This is a genomic window from Legionella yabuuchiae (assembly GCF_900640115.1).
Classification (GTDB): Bacteria; Pseudomonadota; Gammaproteobacteria; order Legionellales; family Legionellaceae; genus Legionella_A; species Legionella_A yabuuchiae.
Window position 1 is genome coordinate 42,271 of the sequence record NZ_CAAAIW010000001.1, and the last position, 23,880, is coordinate 66,150.

Sequence of the window (23,880 nt, forward strand, 5' to 3'; positions counted from 1 at the left end):
GACATCATTTTTGTGAAATACCTGCTATTTTAATACTATAAGTACTTGAAAAGTTATTTGATCTTTGATGACAAAGGACAGTCAATGGCCATGTTGACCCGAGCAAAACAACAAAGAATCTCGCTACTATTGGAGAAGCCCTGGTTTTTGCCTGTGGTCATCTGCTTTATTATGAATGTTGTTGGGGTATCTTTAAGCCTAGAATACAATAATCTCATTTTTGGAGAAGGTGTATCCATTTCCCAAGGACGTCAACAAACCATCCTCATGATTATGGCCAGTTCTCTCATGACTTTAGTTGGTGTTACCTTCTCAATTAGCATGTTGATTTTATCCAGTGTCGCGACTCAATATGGACCACGATTACTGCCTAATTTTCTTCATTCTAAGATTGCACAATTTACCCTAGGGTTATTTTTAGGCACGTTTATTTTCTGCTTGTACGCAATCTATTATCCAACCAGCGATACAATCCGAGGGGTGCAAACTGTTTATGCGTTTATTTTGACCTTAACCTGTCTTTTTATTTTAGTCATTTTTATTAATTATGTGATTAAATCCATTCGTATTGATGGTTTATTAAAGCTAGTGGTGGATCAAACTGAGAAAGCAATCACCCTGAACCACAGTAAGCCAGCCAATGAGGATAGAAAGAAGCGAAAAATATCAAAAACGATGAAAACCGATCAGGTTGTTTGCAGTGTTCACAACGGATACATTCACGGTGTTGATTACGAAAAAATAAAACAAATAGCTCAAGAAAACGACTTACGTATCCATGTTTGTTATAAGCCAGGCGATTATGTATACGATCGAAATGCTTTAATGTGGATTTATATTAAGGGGAAAAATAAAAATATTGAAACACAAATTTCATACTTGAAGTCTACGATCAATGTGCTTGATAGACGAGTCATTAGCCAAGACATCGAATATGGCTTTGATCAAATTTCTGAAATTGCCGTTCGGGCGCTTTCTCCTGGCATTAACGACCCGTACACAGCGAGAGATTGTGCTTTTTCAATTGGAAAATTATTACTTTATCTTGATAAACATGAAGATTTAGAATACAACGCTATTGTAGAGGATAAAAAAACATTAGTTACGTATAAGCCATTTACCTATGAGGGAATCATTGATTCTGCTTTAAGTCGATTACGGCAGGCTGCTAAAGACGATGTGACGATTATACTTGCTATTTATGATATGATTATCAATGTCGCTAAATTATTAAATCGAACTCCACTCAGAACAGCGCTTATTAATCAAGCCCATGAGTTAAGTAATTTTATAGAAGGTTTAGAATTTACCGGCCATGACCTGAAAGCAATCAAAGAACGAGAAGTTAACCTTGCCCATATTGAAAAAGAAATTCATTGACTGCGCTATAAAAACACACCATTATTCCAATTTTAAATCATTTATCTCAAATTGTTTTAAGGATTTTACGTGCGACGCCAATCTAAGCGAGTATTAAGTGTTTTCACATTGGTTATGATTAACGTAATTGCCGTTGATAGTCTGCGCACATTGCCGTTAACCGCATCATTGGGGCTATCGCTTGTCTTTTACTATTCTCTAGCTGCGATCGCTTTTTTTGTGCCAGTAGCCTTAGTCTCAGCAGAACTCGCCACCGCTTTTCCCGAAACCGGGGGCATTTACATTTGGGTTCGTGAAGCGTTTGGGAGACGAGCCGGTTTTATTACTATTTGGTTACAATGGATATACAATGTTGTGTGGTATCCAACCATACTTGCATTTATTGCAGCAACCATTGCTTATTTATTTGCCCCGCAGTTAGCTCAGCATAAGCTTTTTTTATTGCTTACTATATATTCTTTATTTTGGATTTTTACGCTATTAAATTGCTTTGGAATGAAGGTTTCTGGATTAGTGAGTATCATTGGCGCCATTTTAGGAACGTTGATCCCTATGATTGGGATTATTGTTTTAGGCGGACTATGGATTTATCAAGGTAAACCGCTCGCAATTAGCCCCGAAATGTCCTGGTTACCTGATTTTTCGGCTATTGGAAATTTATCGCTTTTCTCAGCAGTATTGTTTGGCTTGTTAGGCATCGAAATGTCAGCAGTTCACGCCGAAGAAGTCAAAAACCCCCAAAGAGACTATCCACGCGCTCTGTTTTATTCAACCATAATCATTTTATTGACGTTGGTTTTAGGATCATTAGCCATCGTCATTGTGATTCCTGGGACTCAATTGAGCGTGGTTTCTGGGTTTATTGATGCTTATGCCATCTTTTTTAACGCCTACCATATGCCATGGATGACCTATTTGACGGCGACATTCATCATCATTGGAAGCTTAAGCGGCGTAGCCGCCTGGATCATCGGGCCAACGAAGGGGTTATTGGTTTCTGCACGTGACGGATGTCTCCCTGCGGTGTTTTCCAAAGTGAATCGATACGGAGCTCCATTTCCTATTTTAATCATTCAAGGATTGATTTTCATGGTGCTTAGCACTGTTTTTATCTTAGTAGAGTCCATCAATGCAGCATATTGGATATTGAGCGATTTATGCGCTCAAATGGCTTTGATCGTGTATCTATTTATGTTTGCCGCAGCCATTAGGCTACGTTATAACAAACCCTATCAGGTCGGCGCCTTTCGAATCCCAGGTGGTAATATTATGATGTGGCTCATTGCAGGTATTGGGATACTCTGTTGCGTTACCGCAATACTCATTGGATTCGCACCACCAACTCAGATTGATGTAGGTAACCGTTGGTTCTTTGAAGGTTTTCTGCTTGGGGGCTTATTTATTTTTGTGGTGTTGCCTTGGTTTTTGGTTAAGAAACATTAGGACTGACGCATACTGAGCCAGTCCTAATGATCGTTATGCCCCTACTCCTCAGGAATAGACATAAGCGTTGCATTACCTCCCGCAGCGGTTGTATCAACGGTATAGGTTCTTTCGTGGCATAACCGAGGCAGATAAAATGGACCGCCAGCTTTCGGACCAGTACCCGATAATCCTTCTCCGCCAAATGGCTGTAACCCTACTACGGCCCCAATCATATTACGATTCACATAACAGTTTCCAACATGCACCCGCTCCCGAATATACTCAGCCGTTTGGTTGATTCGGCTATGAATTCCAAGCGTTAATCCATATCCTGTGCTATTGATTTGCTGAATCACCTCATCAAGATTATTTCGTTTAAAACGAATCACATGAAGCACTGGACCAAACACTTCTTTTTCTAAAGCATTTATATGATCAATCTCTAAAGCGATAGGCGATAAATAATAACCTTTAGACTCTATTGAAGTTGAACATTGATAAATAGTTTCATAAGTTTGAACCATTTTCTCTACATGGGCTTTTAAATTATTCAGAGCTTCTTGATCAATGACCGGTCCAATATCTGTTTTTAATAAAGCAGGATCACCAATTTCAAGCTCAGCCATGGCTCCTTTAAGCAGTTCTTTTAATCGGGGATATACCTCATCTTGAACATATAACACTCTTAGTGCTGAACAACGTTGACCCGCTGAGCCAAACGCTGAGGTAATCACATCTGCAACGACTTGTTCCAGTAATGCTGAAGAATCGACAATCATGGCATTTTGACCCCCGGTTTCTGCAATGAGAGGAATGATTTCACCGCCCCGGGTTGCCAGTGTTTTATTAATTAATGCTGCGGTTTGTGTTGAGCCCGTAAAAATGACACCTTTGATGCGCTTATCTTGAACTAATTTTGCACCAATGGTTTCTCCTTTCCCAGGCAGAAGTTGAATCACACCCTTTGGAACACCTGCCTTATACATTAATTCAACGGCCAGATAGGCGATTATAGGCGTTTGTTCCGCGGGTTTTGCAATGACACAATTACCCGTAACAAGAGCAGCAACAGCTTGTCCTGTAAAAATAGCGAGTGGGAAGTTCCATGGACTGATGCATAACACAACCCCTCTGGGATGAAGTGATAATTCATTACGTTCGCCAGTATATCCATGAAGTTCAAGAGGACTTGACATTAACTGTTCAGCCTTAGTGGCATAGTAACGACAAAAATCAATTGCTTCACGTACTTCTGCAACCCCATCATAGAGTGATTTACCTGCTTCTAACGATGCAATGGCCAAAAAGCGGGACATATTTTTTTGCAGCAAATCAGCGAACCGGCGGATAATGGCTGCACGCTCTGCAACAGGGATGTTACTCCAGTTTTGAAAAGATTCGACACCCCTAGCAACAGCCCAATCAGTATCTTCTTCCGTTGCATCAAGAACCATTCCTATTGCTTGATCAGGATTTTGCGGAGAAAAGGATGCACGGCCGAGATTTGCATCGAATGTCTTGTCTTTTATAAGGGCTGTACTATGCCATTCATGTTCACTCCAATCATTCAGTTCCTTTTGCAAACAGGCTTGCGCTTCCCGATTGGAAAAGTCAATACCCATTGAGTTAGCCCGGATCGGTAGAAAAATATCTTTCGGCAGTGGAATATTTTGATTAATTTTATCCAGAAGCGCTTTTGACTTAACAACTGGGTCTTCAACCAACAGGCTAATAGGCGCTTTATCATCAACAATTCGATTCACAAACGAAGAATTTGCCCCGTTTTCCAGTAATCGCCGCACAAGATAAGGAAGTAAATCTTCGTGCGTACCAACTGGAGCATATATGCGGCAAGGAATGCCTAGGCGGTTTGAGGGAACGATTTGATCATACAGTTCATTACCCATACCGTGTAAACATTGAAATTCAAAATCACGATAGTCCCCAACCAGGCCAAGAATCAGAGCCACTGAATATGCGTTATGGGTAGCAAATTGCGGATAAATAACATCCGTCACGGTCAATAGTTTTCGTGCACAAGCTTGAAAAGAGGTATCTGTAAATGCTTTCCGCGTAAAAACAGGATATTCATCTAACCCTTGCATTTGCGTTTTTTTAATTTCACTATCCCAATAAGCCCCTTTAATCAGACGTACCATAATGCGACGTTTATGTTCACGAGCTAATTGAGCGATCCAGTCTAAAAGATAGAACGCTCTTTTTTGATAGGATTGAACAGCCATTCCGAATCCTTCCCATCCATCTAAAGCCGGATCTTTAACGACACGTTCAATCACATCCAGAGAAATATCCAATCGCTCCGACTCTTCTGCATCTACCGTTAAAGCAATGTTATATTTTTTGGCAAGTTTAGCTAAGGAGAGCAATCTAGGAGGTAATTCTTCTAGAACGCGTTTGTATTGAGCTTCTTGATATCTTGGATGTAAGGCTGAGAGTTTAATAGAAATTCCAGGATTAGAATATACTGATCCCTTCCCTTTTGCTTCTTCACCAATTGCCTCAATAGCGTTGGTATAGGCTTCAAGGTAGCGCCTAGCATCAGTTTTAGTTAATGCCGCCTCTCCCAGCATATCATAGGAATATCGATAGCCAATAGCCTCTTTTTTCTTAGCGCGAGTGAGTGCTTCTTGAATGGTTTGACCCATGACGAATTGCTTACTCATAATTCGCATAGCTTTATCGACTGCCTTACGAACAACCGCTTCGCTACTACGATTAATAAGCTTCATGAGTGCTTTTGTTAGAACAGAATCCGCCTTCTCAGGAGAAAGAACTTTACCAGTCAGCATTAACGCCCAGGTAGTAGCGTTCACAAAGAAAGATTCACTTTGACCGCGGTGAGCCTTCCAATTGGCGCTAGCTAATTTGTCTTTAATTAAGTCATCGATTGTATCGTTATCCGGTACGCGCAATAAAGCTTCCGCCAAACACATAAGCGCGATTCCCTCATCACTAGAGAGTGCATATTCCGATAAAAATGAATCTATCCCCATACTTTTTTTTCTTTCAGAGCGCACTTGCTCAACAAGTTTTTTAGCCTCTTGCTTTATAGAAAATAAAGTCTTTTCATCCAGTTCAGCTCGATCTATCAGCCTTGAAACAATACTATATTCATCTTCTCGGTACGCATCATTAATCGCTGCGCGTAAGCCTTCTGGCTGATGAAGAGATTGCTTATCAAGCATGTTGCCTCCAGAGTATAAAATTGACGGGGTGAAGGATAATCTAATTTTTTAACAAACGAAACTAAATTTATACTTTTTTGTTGTATATCATCAAAAAAGTATGATCAAAAGACTTCTGTATAATTATAATCCTTACATGGCAAAAATCTGTCATGTACGGAGACAATTTTAGTTAGGGATGAGGCTCTATTTGGATTAATACTCTTGCATTTTTCATGCCATCATAACTCACTCTAAAATGCAACCCAATCTATTGATTAATTTCAATTATTTTCTGATCAATATGTTTTCTACATGGTTGCTCAATCCCCTTTTGGCTTTACAATTGCCTGCATTGTCTATATAATCGACATTTTTTGCGGTGTAGCTTAGGAGTTTTTTTACAGTTCGCCGCGACTACGGGAAGATGCTTTATCAGCCTGTGTTACCTTGACCAAGATAACAATATGGAGCAGTATGAATACGATTTTAACGCTAATTTCGCTAGTTATGTTTTCTAGCAATCTGACGTCAAGCGCGGCGATTTTTGCTAAGCCAGCTGCTTTTGATATCAACAAAGAAGTTAATCATTTAAGTCTAAAAGCACCCAATCTGAATAAAAATGTTCTGAAAATTGCCTTGGCCGCTTATCATAAAGCCTCTGCGAAAGGCGCCGTAAAAAAACCTGTTCTTACCGTCATTGACTATTCCCTACCTTCTTCGAAACAACGCATGTGGATATTTGATTTAAAACGGGAACGTCTTTTATATAATACCCACGTAGCCCATGGAAAAAATTCTGGACTCGATGTTCCTAAACATTTTTCAAATAGGTCTTCCAGTAAAGAAACCAGTCTTGGTACTTATGTGACCCGCGATACTTACTTCGGTTCTAAGGGTTTATCATTGAATTTACAAGGGCTTGAAAAAGGATTTAACGATAATGCTTATAACCGCAGAGTAGTCATCCATGGAGCATGGTATGTAGAGCCCTCTTTCATTAAGCAAGCTGGGCGTGCCGGCCGCAGCTGGGGATGTCCATCGGTCGCAAAATCGCTGGCAAAACCCATCATCAATACTTTAAAAGGCGGCTCGGTTGTATTCGCCTACTATCCAGACAAACATTATCTTTCACACTCTGGTTACGCAGTGGCATAAAAAAAGCCAGGGCAAGCCCTGGCTTTTACAGTCTTCCAATCAAGACTTTCGTCTTGAAACATCATCCTTGATGATCAGATCCTTCTGACCAAAATCCGTTTTTGATGACCTCTTTCCATGAAGTCTTTGATAAATGTAGCAACAAATATGTCCATATGCAACACAGGATGATAAAATGTTTAATGAAATGCCCTTAGAAATGCAAAAATAAAATTTATTATTTTTCATTTAGTTATGTATTTCTTGGCGAAGTTCTTTTATTTAATAGACGGTTTTCCTAATTAAAAGTAAGATATTTCTTACAGAAAAATAAGATTTTTTCTTACCAAAGAAGTCAATACGAAGAACAATTTAGATGCGTTCAAAGAGATAGGATAAAAGAGTTTTAAAGAAGAAAGCTGGGTTAGGACTATATTTTTAAAACTAATAATCTTATGATAAATTAATTTTTAAAAAGAAGCTATGGCAATTTTAACCATGAACCAAACACTTTCACCTTTTAAAAAAGATAAGCTAAAAATCATTGACTGGCTAATTGAACATTTTCCAGGTGCTTTTTTTAAAAAAGCCAACCAAATAAAACCTCTAAAGTTAGGAATTTTTGAAGATATCGTTGATTTTTATGATCGGCTCGATAGCCCTCCATTCAGCAAAAAAGCACTACGTGAAGCTTTAAATTATTACAGCGGTTCGCCTGCTTATTTAAATTGCCAAACATCAAATACTGCTAGGGTAGATCTCTACGGTAATGAGGTGGATGTGGTTACTGAAGAGCAAGCCAAATACGCTAAACAGCGGTATAATCAGCGTTTTGCAGAGAAAAAGAAAAAACCAATTAATTCAATTGCGAAGTAAGGATAAGGCATAGTCCCTAGATTTTTTTGCATGCCATTAAATAATTAATTTGAACGGATTCTTGCAAGAAAGAGTTTCGGTTGATGGGGTTATATCCTAAGCCAGACAGGCCAATGACATCCATGCCTTGCTCACGAGCCCACGCGGCTAGTTCACTAGGTTTAATAAACTTACTGTAATCATGAGTCTGCCGAGGTAATAATTTTAAAACATACTCGGCCATTAGCACGGCACCGCCATAAGCGGCTATTGTTCGGTTAATGGTTGATAAAAAAAGAATACCGCCAGGCTTTAACACTCTTGCACAATGCTCAATTACCAAGACTGGATCAGCGACATGCTCAAGCATTTCCATGCAGGTGATTATATCAAAACCTTCAGACTCAAGCTTCTCAACTGGCTCGCAAAGATAGTTTATCTCTAAACCTTGCTCCTGTGCGTGCATCAAAGCAATGTTGATCGCCTCTTTCTCTGCGTCAATGCCCGTAACGTTAGCACCAAGTAAAGCCATGCGTTCAGACAATATTCCCCCACCACAACCAACGTCAAGTACCGATTGATTGGAGAAGTCGACGTATCGTTGCATAAACTCAATGCGTGCGGGATTAATATCATGTAACGTTTTAAGTGGTCCTTCAGGATTCCACCATTCTCTAGCCAGATGTGAGAACTTTGCTACTTCTTGCGCATCAATGGTTGTTTCTTTTGTCATCTTTCACCAACAATTCTAAAGGCTTAAAAAACTCAATTACGTCTTCATTAGTAATGAAGCTTAAGTTATAGGGGTGCTCAGCAATGATATGAGAAAATAATTGCATCTCGGGCAACTGCTTGGCTATTCGACCAAACATAATTAATTTTACAGAAGGTTTTAGCTCCGCTAGTTGGGTTAGAAGAAAATGCATGAAAGGCTGCCATTTCTGTGCATGGTAATTCACTTTACCTTCACTGTAAACCAAAGTAGCATTCAATAACAAAAACCCTTTATCAATCAAGCTCCCAAAGAAATCTGGAGCCGTTTGTACGTATTTTGAATGGTCTAAGTTAGCAATGGCTTCTTGCGAAAAATCTAATTGTAAATCCCCTCTTGCGTGCAATAACATTTTAAGAAAATTTCGTAAAGAAGTAGCGCGATTAACCGCTTTGCTAAACCCCGTCTCACTCCAGAGCGTTCCAACTGAGTCATCCCAAAAGGCATATCCATTCGCTGATTGTTCTCTTGGATAAGGAGATTCACCAAATAAAAGGTACTCAGTAGAAGATAACGGCAAACTAAATGCGTTTAATAATTGCTTTTTTCCTGGGAGCCAGTCTTCATGATGCCATAACCTCTCCAGGTAATCATGATCCATTTGTTTAAATCCTGCCTTAAGCAGATCACGCCATTCTGGATGAGCAGACTGCAAGAGCTCATTCATTTTGTCTTTCCTTTTAAATGGAATACATTATAACCCGCAATTCTCAGCAATCCCATAACCATCTCGTCAGTCGATGAAGTTTAAAGCTTACAAGCTACGTATGAACCTGATAGAAAAACAAGGTATCTTCTCTTCAAGCCTTAAATATAGCATTTTGAATGCATCTTGGATAAAGCAACTCTAGATAATACAAAAATCAAAGAGGTAGAGAAACATGGATGTTATTAATGATTCAATAAAGATGGCAGGAATGGGCATATTAATATTTTTATATGCAATTTTTCTGCTAAGAATAGCAAAAGCAACAATTCGACTTAAAAGACCATTTGATTTCGTGATTATAATATTAATTGGCTCCTTGCTGAACTGGACGATCAAGGGCACGGCAGACCTAATTCCAACATTAATTATGCTTCAAAAATTTTTTGCTTGGATTTCTTATTATTCTGATTGGTTAGGGTTTATTTTGAAAGGAGAGGCCCAACTATTAGTAGAAAACGGCGATTTAAAATGGGATCAAATGAAAGCAAGCAAAATGACTGAAAATGATTTATTAGAAGAAGCCCGAAAAAATAAGATCTTAGACATTAAAAAGATTAAAAAAGCCTATTTGGAAAGAGATGGAAACATCAGTTTTATTGAGTAATTTTTATAGAAATAAGGTAAACCTGTAATCTGGTTAAAATCAATTTTTCAAAATTACAGAAGTTTCTTACTTTAGGCTTTTAGTGGAAGAATTCATTCATACGTGTTGGCAGGACGCACCGGCTTTGATCGCTCAAGATGCTCTTTCACACTACATTATAGAATTAGACAGCAACTAGCAGTCTCTGGCTGCATAACTCTCCCAAGACCGCGGTTTTTGCTCGACATAAGTTTGGAAAAAGCGCGCCGCTCCCCCGCCCACTGAACCGCGCCGGCAAACACCGCACCGTCGGCGGAATGTGTGTAACCAAGCCCAGAAAAAGAATCAAATGACAGAGGGAAAATTGCGCCACGGACATTTCTAAAATTAAAACTGCGCCAGGAGTCTTCCTTCAATATTACCCGACCGAAAAGCCCCTGAGCAAAATCCATCGCGATATTGGCAGGCAGGAACCGCTGTATAAAACCTATGATCTGCCGCCGAAATAAATCGTCTTGGTACCAGCTCCAATTATCAAGTTGGCTATCACGAAGGCTAAATGCCTTGAGAAGATGTTGTGGGTTAAACACCGCCTCTTGGGATGAGCGCTGAGTGAAATTTGACCTAAATTGCTCAAGCTCGCGCCAGAGTACTGTATCGTTAGGCAACACAAGGCTGAGTGCCATTTGTACATCCGCATCACTGCTTTGAGTAATTGCCTGCACGATTGAACTGAAGTCAAACGAGGTTTGTTCTTGAGAATACGTTTCATGCCCTTCTGGAAAAATTTCTTGATACTGGCGAACCATTTCCTCCTCTGGCATGTAATGGGCCAACATCGCACAGAGTTCATTATCCATGGCGCAAAGAGAGGCCTGAAAAGCAGTCTTTTGTTTGACCTTACGTCTTGAATAATCCATGACCGTGACTTTTTCGGTGACTAGTGTCTCCACTAAGGAGGGATTGGCTTGAAGTATTGCTTCTGACTTTGTAAAGTCCCCATAAACAATTGATTGCACTAATTGAGTCGCCAAGGGAGACGATTTCTTGAAGAATCCTTCATGCCTGCTCACGGTCCTTCTTTCAGTTTCTGCCTGCTGCAAAACATCAGAAAGTCTATTGACTATCGTGGTCTGAGCGAGCAGAGTTTGTAATGGGCTATTTTCCAATAACAGCTGACGCCCTTTCTTAGTACTCACTAACGTTTCTGCAACCGTCTTGCCAACGTATTTGCCCTGTTCAATGACGGTATTCATGCCTGACACCGTCATCGTTTCCAAAAGATGCGGATGCTCATGCAACCAGTAGAGGGTATCGCTTTTATGCGCTTGGCTAAACAAGAACCACAGTGCTTCATTAATGTCTTCGCCCGCTTCTACATATGCTCTCACCGCAGCCGCATCCTTCTCAATAATGGCAATAGTAAAATAGATGGTTTGCAAATTCGGTTCTTTTTTCAGTTGAGCCGTTAATTGAGGCGCTTCATTATGAAGAATCGCTAATACCTCTTTTTGAGCATTGGGCGATTTATTATCGAGATAAGCGCTCACCAAGCCCACTTTTTGTTCCATGCTCCATTCACTGAAAAACTCCAAACACTGGACTAATTCATAACCATGGGGAATTAGCGTGCTCAAGGTTTTTGAGTCCAATAATCTACTTTCATCGAGCAACAGGCCATCTAATAAAGCAGCCTCTCCTTCATGAAGCGTGACATAACCTTCAGCTCTTAATTTTTGCAACAGATGATGTTTGACATGCTGCCAATTAATATCGGTGACGCAGCCAAACTCTTCATCTAAGTCTAATAATTCTTGCATTGGGATGGGAATAAAGAGGTTGAGGCATTCAAAAAATTTTGAATACGCCTCTTCTTTATAGTCATTTTCAACGTCACGTTTTCCTTGGTATCCATGTGGTACAATCAAGCCTTCTAGTTCATCACGCAGTGTATTCACTAGAGCGAATAACTGAAAGTGATTGGCAAAACCAGCGTTTAGTCGGGCAATAATGTCACCATCAGAAAGGTCGCGGCTTCCCACGTGTGAATAAACATCGCCAGTATTAATAGACCAAACGATAAACCCTGCGTTTCTGGCAACTTCAATCACCCGGTTGTGCACATGAATGCCTTGAGGACTCTTTGCTGCAATAATGCTCGCTATTCTATCCACAAGCTTAAAGCGTACCTGGGCAATTACTTCATCCATGTTTTGTGGCATGTTGAAGCGACTAATGATGTAATTCACTCGACTAGTGAACCCAGGTGAGCACTGTTCCACATCCTCTTTAATTCCTAAAGCAATCATATTCTTTTGTTCATCGGTTGTTTTAGGATGCGTAAAGAGAACGTACAGCGTGCTTAAGGACTCCAGTAGCTGAGGTTTTAAAGAGTACGTTGATTGCGCCCCTACGTGTCGGTCTAATTCTTTAAAAAACCACCCTTGTTCTGTTAACAGAATCACTGTATTTGTTTGGTGATCGAAGACTTTTTGCTTCGTCTCATCATTGAGTTTCAATTGCACGCTCAAAAGCGCATAAAAGTCGGTGAGCCAATCATGTGGGAGATTTGTTGGCACCGTGATGGCTAAGCGCTTCGGTTGCTGTGTGTGGCATTTATCAGAGTTCAAAATCGGCATAAACTCGCTCTTTTATTTGGTTAATCTAATGCAGTGTGATTGAATAATGCCCATTATAACCTAGGCAGGAGCAAAGATTAAGCAATGCTGGTTGTTTTTTATTGATTCGGCTTAAAGTTGGATTTTTTAATTATAAAACAGGACAATTAAAACTTGCAGGCGCAGATGAGATAGCACAAGTAAGTGTAGGTTTTTGCCTGTGTATAACTCAATGACAATTTTAAAACCCGCTTGCGAATAGATTCATTTTCCGCTAATGTCTTAGCGTTTAACAGGGAGTTTGCGCATGTTGAAATCATTGCAGGACTTAATTGGCACAACACAAGCTAATCATAAAACAATGATCCATCAACTCCATCAATTTTGCCACATTAATTCCGGAACAGAAAATCTCAATGGTTTAAAAGAAATGCATCAGACACTGATGTCCGCCTTTACACCGTTAGCAGATGAAATTGAATCGAAAGTTTTTCCAGAAATTCCTTTAATTACAATGGCAGGGGAACGAATCTATAAGCCATGCGGCAAAGGGTTACTCATTCGCAAAAGACCTGAGAAAAAACGTAGGGTTCTGTTGTGTGGCCATATGGATACAGTTTATGGAGTAGATCACCCCTTTCAATCCCTTACTTATATAGATGATAATCGTGTGAATGGCCCTGGTGTAAGTGATATGAAAGGCGGATTGATTGTCATTTTGCACGCATTGAGCGGATTTGAAAAAACCCCCTTCGCGACTGATCTTGGATGGGATGTATTTATTAACGCCGATGAAGAAATTGGCTCACCTGCATCAGCCGCTTATCTTGAGGAGTTATCCAAAGATTATCAAGCCGCATTAGTCTATGAACCAGCCATGACTGAATCAGGAACACTGGCTAAAAACCGCAAAGGTAGCGGGAAGCTCACCTTAATCGCAACAGGTAAAGCCGCTCATGCAGGACGTTCCTTTTATGAAGGACGAAATGCTATTTGTTATCTGGCTGAAATGTTGTTGGATATTCATGCATTAAATGAATCGAAAGAAAACTTTACGATTAACATTGGCAAAATTTCTGGTGGTGATGCTTTAAACATAGTTCCTGACAAAGCTGTAGCCAAATTGGATGTTCGAATTACTCATCCTGATGATGAGGACTTAATTCGCCAGAAAATAAATAGCATCATTCAAAAACATCAGCATAAGGATTATAGTTTAACGTTAGAGGGTGATTTTGGTCGTCCAGTCAAACGCATTAATCCCGCAACGGAACGATTATTTAAGCGCATTCAAAACATTGGCTCCGATCTAGGATTGTCCATAGACTGGAAGGACAGTGGTGGCTGCTGTGATGGTAATAACTTAGCTTCGCATGGACTGCCTGTCATGGATACGTTAGGTGTTCGAGGTGGAAATATACATAGCTCAGATGAATATATCCTCTTAGACAGTTTAGTTGAACGATCTTGCTTAAGCGCCTTGTTGCTCGTTGACTTGGCTCAAGGTGGGCTTGAGGATCTGTCGAAACAATAAGAGCAAAGGAAACGCCATGATGCTGTTTCGTAGCGCTAAAAAAGACGATTTAAAAGACATTTATGACCTTGCCCAAAGCAGTGGCGTTGGCTTAACCACATTACCAGCCGATAAGGAATTATTATCTAAACGGCTTGAATGGTCTCTTGAATCGTTTAAAAAAACAGTAACCGATCCATTTAACGAGTACTATTTGTTCGTGCTGGAAGATCCATCTCAAGGCAAGGTAGTTGGCACTTCGGCGATTGAAGCCTCCGTAGGTCATGATACTCCGTTTTATTCTTATAAATTATCGAAGCGTACCAGAGTATGCCATGATCTTGGCATTCGATCAGACTATGAGGTTCTTAGCCTAGTCAATGATAAACAGGGAGCCAGTGAACTCTGTACTTTATTTCTTGCCCCAGATTATCGGCACAGCGGCAACGGAGTATTGTTGTCACGAGCGCGATTTTTATTCATCGCCCACTACCCAGTTCGTTTTGCACCGATAGTCATCGCTGAAATGCGAGGAATTTCGGATGAAAACGGCCTGTCCCCTTTTTGGGATGCGGTGGGCAGCCATTTCTTTCACATGTCATTTTCTAAAGCGGATCGCTTAACCATTGCTACCAATAAGCAATTTATTGCAGACTTAATGCCTCGAAACCCAGTTTATGTAAAATTGTTAAATCCGAAGGCTCAAGAGGTCGTAGGTAAACCACACGCCTCAACCGTGCCCGCTATGAATATTTTATTGCGTGAAGGATTTCGTTACAGTCAGTATGTGGATATTTTTGATGCGGGTCCAACCATAGAAGCACCCAGAGAAGCCATTCGAACCGGCGCGTTAAGTCGTGTTATGACTGTTAAAAACATTAGTGATGACGTGAGCAGCAGGCGTTATATACTCGCAAACACCAAACTTGATTTTAGAGCGAGTGTTTGTCAAGTTGTGTTTAATCATGAGAAGCAGTCTTGTATTTTAAGTAAGGAAGCGTCTGAGTTGTTGCAAATTAAATGTGGTGATACTGTCAGAATAGCGCCTTTGATGTTGGAAGAGAATCCGAATTTTTCTGAGGTTAAACATGGATAAATTAAGTCATTATTATGGTGGAGCTTGGCGTGAAGGACATGGGGAGCCATTCAATTCTGTCAATCCAATCGATAATACGGTGCTTTGGTCAGGCTATAGCGCTCTCAATGAGCAAATTCAAGAAGCAGTTCAGTCTGCACATCATGCTTTTGGAGCTTGGGCCAGTTTAGACTTAACTGAGCGTGTAACCTATTTGCAACGATTTAAACATCAGATTGAAAAAAATAATAAAGCATTATCGACTCTGATCTCTAAGGAAACCGGCAAGCCATTATGGGAGTCTAACACAGAAGTTAAATCTGTTATTGGAAAGATTAGCTTATCTATTGAAGCCTATCATGAACGTACTGGTGAAAAAAAAATACAAGCACCTGAGGCGACTGGGCATTTACGATTTAAGCCGCTTGGTGTGGTGGCGGTTTTAGGGCCATTTAATTTTCCAGCGCACTTAAGCAATGGTCATATCGTCCCTGCTTTGCTCGCTGGCAATACCGTTGTTTATAAACCTAGTGAACTAACCCCTGCGGTTGCAGAATTTATTATTCGTTGCTGGGATGAATCGGGATTGCCTCCTGGAGTTTTAAATTGTGTGCAAGGTGACGCAAGCACTGCCAAAGACTTATTAAACCAAGATATTCAAGGCGTTTACTTTACTGGCAGTTACAAAACTGGTTTATCTATCAATAAGCAATTCAGCAACCGTCCAGAGGTTCTTTTAGCGCTCGAAATGGGGGGGAATAATCCGCTCCTAGTTGATTCGGTTTCAAATCTCAGCGCCGCAGTGTACCAAGCAATACTGTCATCGTTCATTACAGCAGGCCAGCGATGCACCTGTGCTAGACGCCTATTGATAGCCGATAATCACCATGGGGATGAGTTTCTATCACAATTTCTAGAGGTGACCAAATCCTTAAACGTTGGAGCTTACACACAAGAACCAGAACCATTTATGGGTTCTGTGATCAGTTATGAACATGCCCTTTCTCATATAACCGCTCAAGAACAGCTGATTAATAAGGGAGCCAGGTCTTTACTTGAAATGTCGCTCATATCTGAACAATCCGCACTTCTCTCACCTGGGATTGTGGATATGACGCCAGTTACGGACTTGTTTGATGAAGAAATTTTTGCACCTTTTGTGCAGGTATATCGCTATCGCGATTTTGAACATGCACTAGAATTGGCGAATCAAACTCAATATGGTTTAGCGGCAGGAATTTTGTCAGATAGCTTCGAGCGCTATCAGCAGTTTTATCGAACAATTCGAGCCGGTTTAATCAATTGGAATCGGCCAACCACTGGTGCAGCGAGCAACCTCCCGTTTGGTGGGGTTGGACATAGTGGAAACCATCGTCCAAGCGCTTGGTTCGCTGCGGATTATTGCGCATATCCTATTTCGAGCCTTGAACAATCAGAGTTGTCTTTGCCTTCAACGTTATTACCAGGAATCAATTTACCATGATGAACGTTTATGAACTGAATATGGATGGTTTAGTGGGGCCTACACATCATTACGCAGGTCTCGCTCCTGGCAACCTCGCATCCACACAAAATGCCTTTAAACCGGCCAATCCAGCAGCAGCTGCGATGCAGGGCATCGAAAAAATGCGGCTGCTCCATCATTTAGGCATAAAACAAGCGGTATTACCCCCGCATCAGCGCCCTAATTTAGAGTTATTACGTCGCTTAGGGTTTCATGGAACACCAACCGAACAAATCAACCAAGCAAGCAAAATCGATATTAATATACTGAGTGCCTGTTATTCGGCTTCCAGTATGTGGACCGCCAATGCTGCAACGGTATCCTCTAGCTTGGATACCTCGGATAATCGAGTTCATTTTACAGCAGCAAATTTAGTGAGTAACTTACATCGACACCAAGAGTCTGAATTTTCTGCAGAACTTTTAAAGCGCCTATTCTCAAGTAGAGACTATTTTTATCATCATTCGCCCTTACCTGCTACCGATGGGCTGGGTGATGAAGGCGCTGCAAACCACAACCGCATTTGTGCTCGTCATGGCGAGCGAGGAATAAATATCTTCGTTTATGGGAAACGAGCGTTACCAGCGAATAATAAGTATGCCAAGCCCGAACGTTTTCCAGCGCGACAAACTTATGAAGCTTCACAAGCGATCGCACGTAAACATCAACTTGATCCTCAACAGGTACTTATGGCTTGTCAGAATCCCGCCGTTATTGATCAAGGCGTGTTTCATAACGATGTGATTTCTGTCGCGAATGAATCCGTGTTCTTAGTTCATCAAGAAGCCTTTCTCAACCAACAAGAACTATTAAGCACCTTGCAGCAATCTGCCAATTTCCCTTTACATCTTTTGGTGGTGAGCAGCGAGCAGGTTTCTGTTGCAGACGCTGTCAGTAGCTATTTATTTAACTCGCAATTAGTCACCCTTCCTAATGAACCCAATCAATCCATGGCGTTAATCGCTCCCATTGAGTGCGAAGAAAATGAGCACATTAAAACTTATATTCAAGAACTGATTGCTGACGACAATAATCCTATTGACTCAGTTCATTACATTGATCTCAAGCAAAGTATGCGAAATGGCGGCGGACCTGCCTGTTTACGGTTGCGAGTGCCTTTGCTTGAACCCGAATTAGCAGCCATGCACCAAGGGGTTTTGGTCAATGACTCACTATTAGATAAGCTCGCCAACTGGGTTAAACGTCACTATCGAGATGAGCTACACGCCGATGATTTGTCAGATCCAATGTTAATTGATGAGTCCTTTTCCGCGCTCGATGAGCTAACTCAACTATTACAACTTGGAAGTATATATCCCTTTCAACGCCCATGAGAATTATCAGGCTTAAAACTTATTTTAAACATTGCATCTATGAGTCGGACTCTGGGATCCAAGTATATCAAAATTTAATCTATCGCTGGTTAACCTTCAGCACAAGACCAATACAAACTTTAATTAACCGCTATAATCCTCAGCGACCAATGCTTGATTATCTAAATCCTTTAACCCTAGCAGTCAGAGCTAGACCCGGGAACACGTGCCTCCTAGGCCTGGGTGGAGCTGGGGCAGCTCATTACTTACAACCCTATTTGCAGACAATTCCCTTAGATATTATTGAGTGTCATCAAGAAGTCATTGAGGTGGCCAAGAAGTTTTTCATGACTGATAGGCTATTAAATACCACGATATATCATCAACTCGCAGAATTATTTGTTCAAGAAAAAAATCATTATTATGAACACTTACTGATTGATTTATTCGATGAACAGGCTTTTCCTAACTCCTGTAACACAGAAGAATTTTTCACACAGTGCGTTAATCGATTGTCACCTAAAGGAGTACTTGCGATTAATATGGCTAATCCGAGCCAACAATGGTCTATATTTACAAAATTAAAAGCCCTATTTCATCCTGGAATAGTCTCTTTTCCTATAAATAATTCTGCGAATATTGTCGTTTTAGCTTCAAAAGATCGCTCCATCGATACCTTGAAACAATACATAGGTACAGAATATAAAAGCACGAAATTATTTTGGGACACTAAATGGGGATATATCGTAGAACATTAACTTTGAATTGCTTATGGTACTTCAAAAATCGATTTCACAAAACCCATCTTTGTTAATCATTTTTGTTACACAACCATCTTTGACCTAAATCTTCATCAGCAGTCTTAACGAGAGCGATCATGAATCTTTTTTTTGTTGGGCTATGCTTTTCTCTAGCCCAACAAATGATAACTTTCTAGATTTTCATGCACACTCAATCTTATGGGGTAACTGAAGCACGAGCTATCGCGTTTCTTCCATTGATAGTTGTTCTTTCTCCGCGAACAGTCACTGATTGGTTAACTCGAAGATGCTGTCTGCATAGACGTCTGATATCCCCTTGATTGCGTACACCCACTCCAGCAATGGCAACCGTTGGGAAGACACGGTAACTTTGACCTTTTTTTGTTTTCACCAATATTTCATTATCTTCACATAACAGCTCTTTGATTTTACCGCGTACGGTAACTGGAATGACTTTGGGAGCAATTGGTTTCAAGGCTCCTGGTTTAAGATTAACATTAGGGACTTGCTGTTGCGGATTTTGAGCGGCTTGTAATGATAGACTGTATGCAGAAAAAAAAGCGAAAATGAATATGAATATTTTTTTCATAATATTATCCTTAATGTACAGGGTCAGCTAACAATTCCTTTTACGGTATAAAATGTCACCTATTGTTCACATTAAAATATAGCTTTACTATTCCTATTACGCAAATAGTTCCTGCAATCGTTCAGGGCAAATGAATGAATGCTCAAAAAATCCACTCAATACTTTTTGTGCATACTCTGGCTGCAAAGCGGCCTTATAACCTTTGGCTTTTACCCCTTTTTGCATATATTTCATTACGAAAGCTATTAATGGCAACGTGGCTAAATACGCCTAAATTTTCTGAGGCATTATCCCTTTGTACCCTTGAATCATCCTCTCTAAAAGTTACATCAACATCCAATGTAACTGATTCTCAACTGACCAATGCTTTCTGACGGCATTAGAAAATATTGTTACGTCAAGTCTGTTTTTTTATTTTTTTCTTAGGTAAGATATAGCAATATACCTCTATCAAAATTAGCCCACATATAAACTGTGGATAATTTCATTAAGAAGCCCATACTTTCTACTTGACAAACCGTCTCAAATTTTAGAAAACCCAATAAATAAAAGAGCTATAGATTATATTTGAAAAATACTTACAATGTATCTTATCCACAATTTCTGTGGATAAACCTGTTAGCATGCATTTAAAAACCTTGTAAAATAAGAACCTTTAGGACGTGATCAGAGTTTCTTCAGGGGTACTTAGAATTGATCGCTGTGTTCTGTGTTATAGTCCGACAAAACATTATAAATTTAAGCGTTATGCGTACACTTATTTTAACGATCTGGTTTGCCATTGGAATATTTTTTATGAGCTCGCAAGCATTAGCCTTGGACATTGTAACCATCGAACAAAAAAACTATGAGACGGTTTTAAAAACGCCTGCAAAAACGGTTTTCTTTCCATTAAACTCAGAAGATAAAGAATTAATTGAAGCTATGAAAGCAAAGCTTGAGTCACTCGGTGGTGTTGGATTAGCAGCACCCCAAGTCAACGCCCATAAGCGAATCATTGCCGTATACATTCCTGAAGGAGCTTCTCTTTTAAGAGACAACGTCGAAATGCACCCCATGCATATACTAATTAACCCATCTTTTAAACCGGAGAGTGAAGAAACAGTGAGTGATTTTGAAGCGTGCTATTCCGTTACGAGCCTCGCTGGAAAAGTGCCGCGTTTCAATCGAATTAAGCTGAGCTATCAGGATGAAACGGGCCAAAGTCATCAAAAAATAGCCAGCGGGTTTTACGCGCGTGTACTACAGCATGAAATCGATCATATAAATGGATTTTTAATTAAAGACCGATTAACCCCTGATTGCGTTCAGGGCAGCGTTGAGGACATTTTAGCGTTAAGACGCGCTGAACTTTCATCGGATAAACAAAAGCTCTTTGATGAAATCATGTCTAAAAAGCGAAAGGGATAATTCATGCACATTCTGCTCTTTTTAAAAAATTTCGTAACACCCCACGTCATCCCGAGCGCAGCGAGGACGCTCTCTTCAGTGGCACAATTTTTAAAGTAACGTTCGATACCAATCAGTCCACTCAGGATTCAATGCATGAATCAAATCCTACTTCTTTTTTCGTGACCATCGCTTGATTTGTTTTTCTCGTTCAATAGGAGTAATGATACTTCCACAAACTTCATAATAAACCAGACGATCCACATTATTTTTTTTCGTAAACCCTGCCACCAGTTTGTTCTTATGTTCATAAACGCGGCATATCAAATCATTGGCAACACCAGTGTAGAAAACATGATTGTGTTTATTGGTCAGCGTGATAGTCAGTTGCCGTTTTAATCGATGCTACGTGTAACCAATGTGTTTTTCCTGCCACACGAACCCCTGTTTCATCCAGGTTTTTTACCGCAGCAGTTTTGACCTCTGACAAGATAGATTCTTCATCTGACTAGGCAACGTAATAAAAAACATGCAAAAAAGGGATAAAAGCCAAACGTTAAGGCCGCTTTACAACCAGAGTATGCACAAAAGGCATTAAGTGGTATTTTTTGAGCATTCATGCGCATGCCCTGCTGCAATCGTTTTTCCTGCAATCACTCTCTGGCATAACTAATCTTTTTATGTTGATGAAATATGATTTCAGACCTATACCCGTGATCGTTCAAAATACGTGTTTTTAGGCACCTCTATTTTTTGTCCTCTCGCATTTTAAAAAGCGAGTAATGGATCATTCTCTTGCGAGTTTTTAAAATGTGGCGGGGCGAAAAAGGAAAAGCATAAATCACGTATTTTAAACGATCTCGTATATAGGTCGAATGTTGCAGCAGAGAGACTAGACTTCCATTAAGTCTTTTTCCTTTTCAACCAATAACGCATCAATTTGGGCAATATATTTATCAGTTAATTTTTGAATGACTTCACTGGCGCGACGTTCATCGTCTTCTGATATTTCTTTTTCTTTTACCAACTCTTTCAGCTGGTTATTTGCATCACGACGAATATTCCGAACCGAAACCCGCGCTTGCTCAGCTTCACCACGAACTACGCGAATCATTTCTTTCCGACGTTCTTCAGTTAAAGGAGGCATAGGCACACGGATTGATGTCCCAGCGGTTGCAGGATTTAGACCAAGATCAGAGGTTAAAATCGCTTTTTCTACAGCCTGAACCATACTCTTATCCCAGGGGGTGACCAAAATTGTTCTAGGATCACTTAACGTAACATTAGCAACCTGGTTTAACGGTGTGAGGGAGCCATAAAAGTCCACTTGAATATGATCAAGTAAACTAGGATTGGCACGTCCTGTTCGGATCTTTGTGAAATCTTGACTCAGTGCTTCGACTGATTTTGCCATGCGCTTCTCTGCATCTTGCTTGATGTCATTGATCATGCTTCGCTCCTATAATAGTTCCTACGCGTTCACCAGTTACAATTCTTTTTAATGCCCTTGGTTCAAACATATTGAACACTTGTAGAGGCATGTTGTGATCCTGGCAGAGGCAAATCGCTGTTAAATCCATGACTTGTAAGCCCTGACTTAACACCTCACGGTAAGTCAAAAAATCATACCGAACCGCATCCGGATTTTTAACCGGATCCGCAGAGTATACCCCATCTACCTTGGTGGCTTTCAGCACAACATCGGCCCCAACTTCGATTGCCCGTAAGCAAGCGGCTGAATCGGTGGTGAAAAAAGGATTTCCTGTGCCTGCGGCAAAAATAACGACCTGCCCATTCCTTAAGTTGGTGATTGCCTTTCTGCGGTGGTAAGGATCAACAACACCTAGCATGGGTATAGCGGACATAATCCTCGCTGGCAAATCAATACGTTCTAAGGCGTCACGCAAAGCGAGCGCATTCATCACAGTGGCTAGCATGCCCATGTGATCACCAGTTACCCGCCCCAAACCTGCTTCGGATAAGGCTTTACCACGAAAAAGATTACCGCCACCAATAACCAAACCAACCTCAACCCCCATTTGGATAAGCTCTGCTACGTCGTTTGCTATTCGGTCCAAAACGGCTGGGTCAATACCATATTGCGCATCGCCCATCAAGGCTTCACCGCTGCATTTAAGAACGATACGCTTATATTTTAGTTTTGTTTGGTTTGGACTTGTCATTGTTCACGAACCTGAGCCATAACTTCAGCTACAAAGTTATCTTCTTTTTTCTCAATGCCTTCGCCAACTTCATAGCGTACAAATGAAAGTACTTCCGCATTTTTCTCTTTTAGGAGTTGTCCTACCTTTTTATTCGGATCTTTAACGAAGGATTGACCTGTCAAGCTCACTTCATCGACAAATTTGCTAATACGTCCTTCAATCATTTTATCAATAATCTCTTGAGGCTTACCACTTTCACGTGCTTGAGCAGTAAAGATTTCACGCTCATTTTCAATCGCATCAGCAGGAACTTGCTCACGACTCACCACCAAAGGGCGGCTGGCTGCAATGTGCATGGCGATGTCTTTGGCTAATGATTCATCAGCATTTTTCATTGCTACTAAAACACCAATTTTAGTGCCGTGCAAATAAGAACCAATCACGCCATCGCATTCAACTTGTACTAAGCGACGTAATTTAATATTTTCGCCGATTTTTGCTACCAATTCTTGTCTGGCTTCTTCCACCGTATTGTTGCCACCTTCAAGAGTGTTCGAAGAAAGCTCGATCACATCAGCAGCATTTGATTTTAGTGCAGTTTCACCAACACGATTAGCAAATGAAGTAAAATTATCATCGCGAGCGACGAAATCGGTTTCACTGTTTAGCTCTAACATTACTGCTCTCTTTAAATCTTCTGATTTAGAAATTACAATAATCCCTTCCGCAGCAATTCGATCAGCCTTCTTATCGGCTTTTGCCCCGCCAGCTTTGCGCATTTCCTTAATTGCTTCATCGATGTCACCATTGGCCATCACTAGAAACTTTTTGCACTCCATCATACCAGCGCCAGTAATTTCACGTAGCTTTTTTACTAATGAAGCATCAATAGACATGTTGGTTTCTC

General features: G+C 40.5%; 22 protein-coding genes. 11 read left to right on the top strand and 11 right to left on the bottom strand.

Annotated features, from left to right (window positions below; genetic code table 11):
* Window positions 1-84: 84 nt before the first annotated feature.
* The gene (locus E1O47_RS00180; protein WP_133129254.1) at window positions 85-1,380 is read left to right on the top strand and encodes a DUF2254 domain-containing protein; all 1,296 of its coding nucleotides are present in this window, start codon (window positions 85-87) and stop codon (window positions 1,378-1,380) included.
* A gap of 69 nt (window positions 1,381-1,449) precedes the next feature.
* A complete protein-coding gene (locus E1O47_RS00185; RefSeq protein ID WP_341272516.1) occupies window positions 1,450-2,823 on the top strand; it encodes an APC family permease in 1,374 nt (457 codons plus the stop codon).
* A gap of 41 nt (window positions 2,824-2,864) precedes the next feature.
* On the opposite strand, the gene putA is transcribed toward E1O47_RS00185, so the two are convergent.
* Entirely contained in the window at window positions 2,865-6,011 is a 3,147-nt protein-coding gene (putA, locus tag E1O47_RS00190; RefSeq protein ID WP_133129255.1) for a bifunctional proline dehydrogenase/L-glutamate gamma-semialdehyde dehydrogenase PutA, read from the bottom strand.
* Window positions 6,012-6,467: 456 nt separating this feature from the next.
* Between putA and E1O47_RS00195 the strand changes: the two genes are divergently transcribed.
* On the top strand, window positions 6,468-7,148 hold the full coding sequence (locus E1O47_RS00195; protein WP_133129256.1) for a murein L,D-transpeptidase catalytic domain family protein: 681 nt from the start codon (window positions 6,468-6,470) through the stop codon (window positions 7,146-7,148).
* Between the two features lie 477 nt (window positions 7,149-7,625).
* Window positions 7,626-8,003 (top strand): ProQ/FINO family protein, encoded by a 378-nt coding sequence (locus E1O47_RS00200; protein WP_133129257.1) that lies wholly within the window; start codon window positions 7,626-7,628, stop codon window positions 8,001-8,003.
* Between the two features lie 16 nt (window positions 8,004-8,019).
* Here the strand turns inward: E1O47_RS00200 and ubiG are convergent, their stop codons facing one another.
* Together ubiG and E1O47_RS00210 are read right to left on the bottom strand one after the other, a co-directional pair.
* Window positions 8,020-8,715, bottom strand: a complete 696-nt coding sequence (gene ubiG, locus E1O47_RS00205; protein ID WP_133129258.1) for a bifunctional 2-polyprenyl-6-hydroxyphenol methylase/3-demethylubiquinol 3-O-methyltransferase UbiG — start codon at window positions 8,713-8,715, stop codon at window positions 8,020-8,022.
* On the bottom strand, window positions 8,693-9,421 hold the full coding sequence (locus E1O47_RS00210; protein WP_133129259.1) for a uracil-DNA glycosylase family protein: 729 nt from the start codon (window positions 9,419-9,421) through the stop codon (window positions 8,693-8,695). The genes ubiG and E1O47_RS00210 overlap by 23 nt, the downstream gene beginning before the upstream one ends.
* A gap of 214 nt (window positions 9,422-9,635) precedes the next feature.
* Here E1O47_RS00210 and E1O47_RS00215 point away from each other — a divergent pair, with 214 nt between their 5' ends.
* Window positions 9,636-10,067: a YetF domain-containing protein gene (locus tag E1O47_RS00215; protein WP_133129260.1), complete on the top strand. Its 432-nt coding sequence runs from the start codon at window positions 9,636-9,638 to the stop codon at window positions 10,065-10,067.
* A 155-nt stretch (window positions 10,068-10,222) separates the two neighbouring features.
* Here the strand turns inward: E1O47_RS00215 and E1O47_RS00220 are convergent, their stop codons facing one another.
* Window positions 10,223-12,685, bottom strand: coding sequence for a hypothetical protein (locus E1O47_RS00220; RefSeq protein WP_133129261.1), 2,463 nt, complete (start codon window positions 12,683-12,685; stop codon window positions 10,223-10,225).
* A gap of 286 nt (window positions 12,686-12,971) precedes the next feature.
* On the opposite strand from E1O47_RS00220, the gene E1O47_RS00225 reads away from it, so the two are divergent.
* From E1O47_RS00225 to E1O47_RS00245, 5 genes are read left to right on the top strand one after another with little or no spacing between them, the layout of a single operon-like run.
* Entirely contained in the window at window positions 12,972-14,198 is a 1,227-nt protein-coding gene (locus E1O47_RS00225; RefSeq protein ID WP_133129262.1) for a hydrolase, read from the top strand.
* A 16-nt stretch (window positions 14,199-14,214) separates the two neighbouring features.
* Window positions 14,215-15,273, top strand: a complete 1,059-nt coding sequence (locus E1O47_RS00230) for an arginine N-succinyltransferase (RefSeq protein WP_133129263.1) — start codon at window positions 14,215-14,217, stop codon at window positions 15,271-15,273.
* Window positions 15,266-16,735, top strand: a complete 1,470-nt coding sequence (astD, locus tag E1O47_RS00235; protein ID WP_133129264.1) for a succinylglutamate-semialdehyde dehydrogenase — start codon at window positions 15,266-15,268, stop codon at window positions 16,733-16,735. The genes E1O47_RS00230 and astD overlap by 8 nt, the downstream gene beginning before the upstream one ends.
* Window positions 16,735-18,090 carry an N-succinylarginine dihydrolase gene (gene astB / locus E1O47_RS00240; protein WP_133129362.1) on the top strand — a complete coding sequence of 452 codons (1,356 nt, stop codon included), beginning with the start codon at window positions 16,735-16,737 and terminating at the stop codon, window positions 18,088-18,090. The genes astD and astB overlap by 1 nt, the downstream gene beginning before the upstream one ends.
* A complete protein-coding gene (locus E1O47_RS00245) occupies window positions 18,087-18,827 on the top strand; it encodes a spermidine synthase (protein WP_133129265.1) in 741 nt (246 codons plus the stop codon). Before astB ends, E1O47_RS00245 begins: the two co-directional genes overlap by 4 nt.
* A 199-nt stretch (window positions 18,828-19,026) precedes the next feature.
* Here the strand turns inward: E1O47_RS00245 and E1O47_RS00250 are convergent, their stop codons facing one another.
* Together E1O47_RS00250 and E1O47_RS12570 are read right to left on the bottom strand one after the other, a co-directional pair.
* Window positions 19,027-19,419, bottom strand: a complete 393-nt coding sequence (locus E1O47_RS00250) for a hypothetical protein (protein ID WP_133129266.1) — start codon at window positions 19,417-19,419, stop codon at window positions 19,027-19,029.
* Between the two features lie 96 nt (window positions 19,420-19,515).
* Complete coding sequence (locus E1O47_RS12570) at window positions 19,516-19,644, bottom strand: hypothetical protein (RefSeq protein WP_278025345.1); 129 nt, start codon at window positions 19,642-19,644, stop codon at window positions 19,516-19,518.
* Between the two features lie 570 nt (window positions 19,645-20,214).
* Here E1O47_RS12570 and E1O47_RS00260 point away from each other — a divergent pair.
* On the top strand, window positions 20,215-20,829 hold the full coding sequence (locus tag E1O47_RS00260) for a peptide deformylase (RefSeq protein ID WP_242601940.1): 615 nt from the start codon (window positions 20,215-20,217) through the stop codon (window positions 20,827-20,829).
* A gap of 147 nt (window positions 20,830-20,976) precedes the next feature.
* Here the strand turns inward: E1O47_RS00260 and E1O47_RS00265 are convergent, their stop codons facing one another.
* From E1O47_RS00265 to tsf, 5 genes are all read right to left on the bottom strand, one after another.
* Window positions 20,977-21,135 (bottom strand): GIY-YIG nuclease family protein, encoded by a 159-nt coding sequence (locus tag E1O47_RS00265; protein WP_242601941.1) that lies wholly within the window; start codon window positions 21,133-21,135, stop codon window positions 20,977-20,979.
* Window positions 21,136-21,172: 37 nt separating this feature from the next.
* Window positions 21,173-21,298 (bottom strand): hypothetical protein, encoded by a 126-nt coding sequence (locus tag E1O47_RS12575; protein WP_278025346.1) that lies wholly within the window; start codon window positions 21,296-21,298, stop codon window positions 21,173-21,175.
* A gap of 402 nt (window positions 21,299-21,700) precedes the next feature.
* Complete coding sequence (gene frr / locus E1O47_RS00270) at window positions 21,701-22,258, bottom strand: ribosome recycling factor (RefSeq protein ID WP_133129268.1); 558 nt, start codon at window positions 22,256-22,258, stop codon at window positions 21,701-21,703.
* Window positions 22,248-22,991 (bottom strand): UMP kinase, encoded by a 744-nt coding sequence (gene pyrH / locus E1O47_RS00275; RefSeq protein WP_133129269.1) that lies wholly within the window; start codon window positions 22,989-22,991, stop codon window positions 22,248-22,250. The genes frr and pyrH overlap by 11 nt, the downstream gene beginning before the upstream one ends.
* A complete protein-coding gene (gene tsf / locus E1O47_RS00280; protein WP_133129270.1) occupies window positions 22,988-23,869 on the bottom strand; it encodes a translation elongation factor Ts in 882 nt (293 codons plus the stop codon). The genes pyrH and tsf overlap by 4 nt, the downstream gene beginning before the upstream one ends.
* Between the last annotated feature and the right edge of the window lie 11 nt (window positions 23,870-23,880).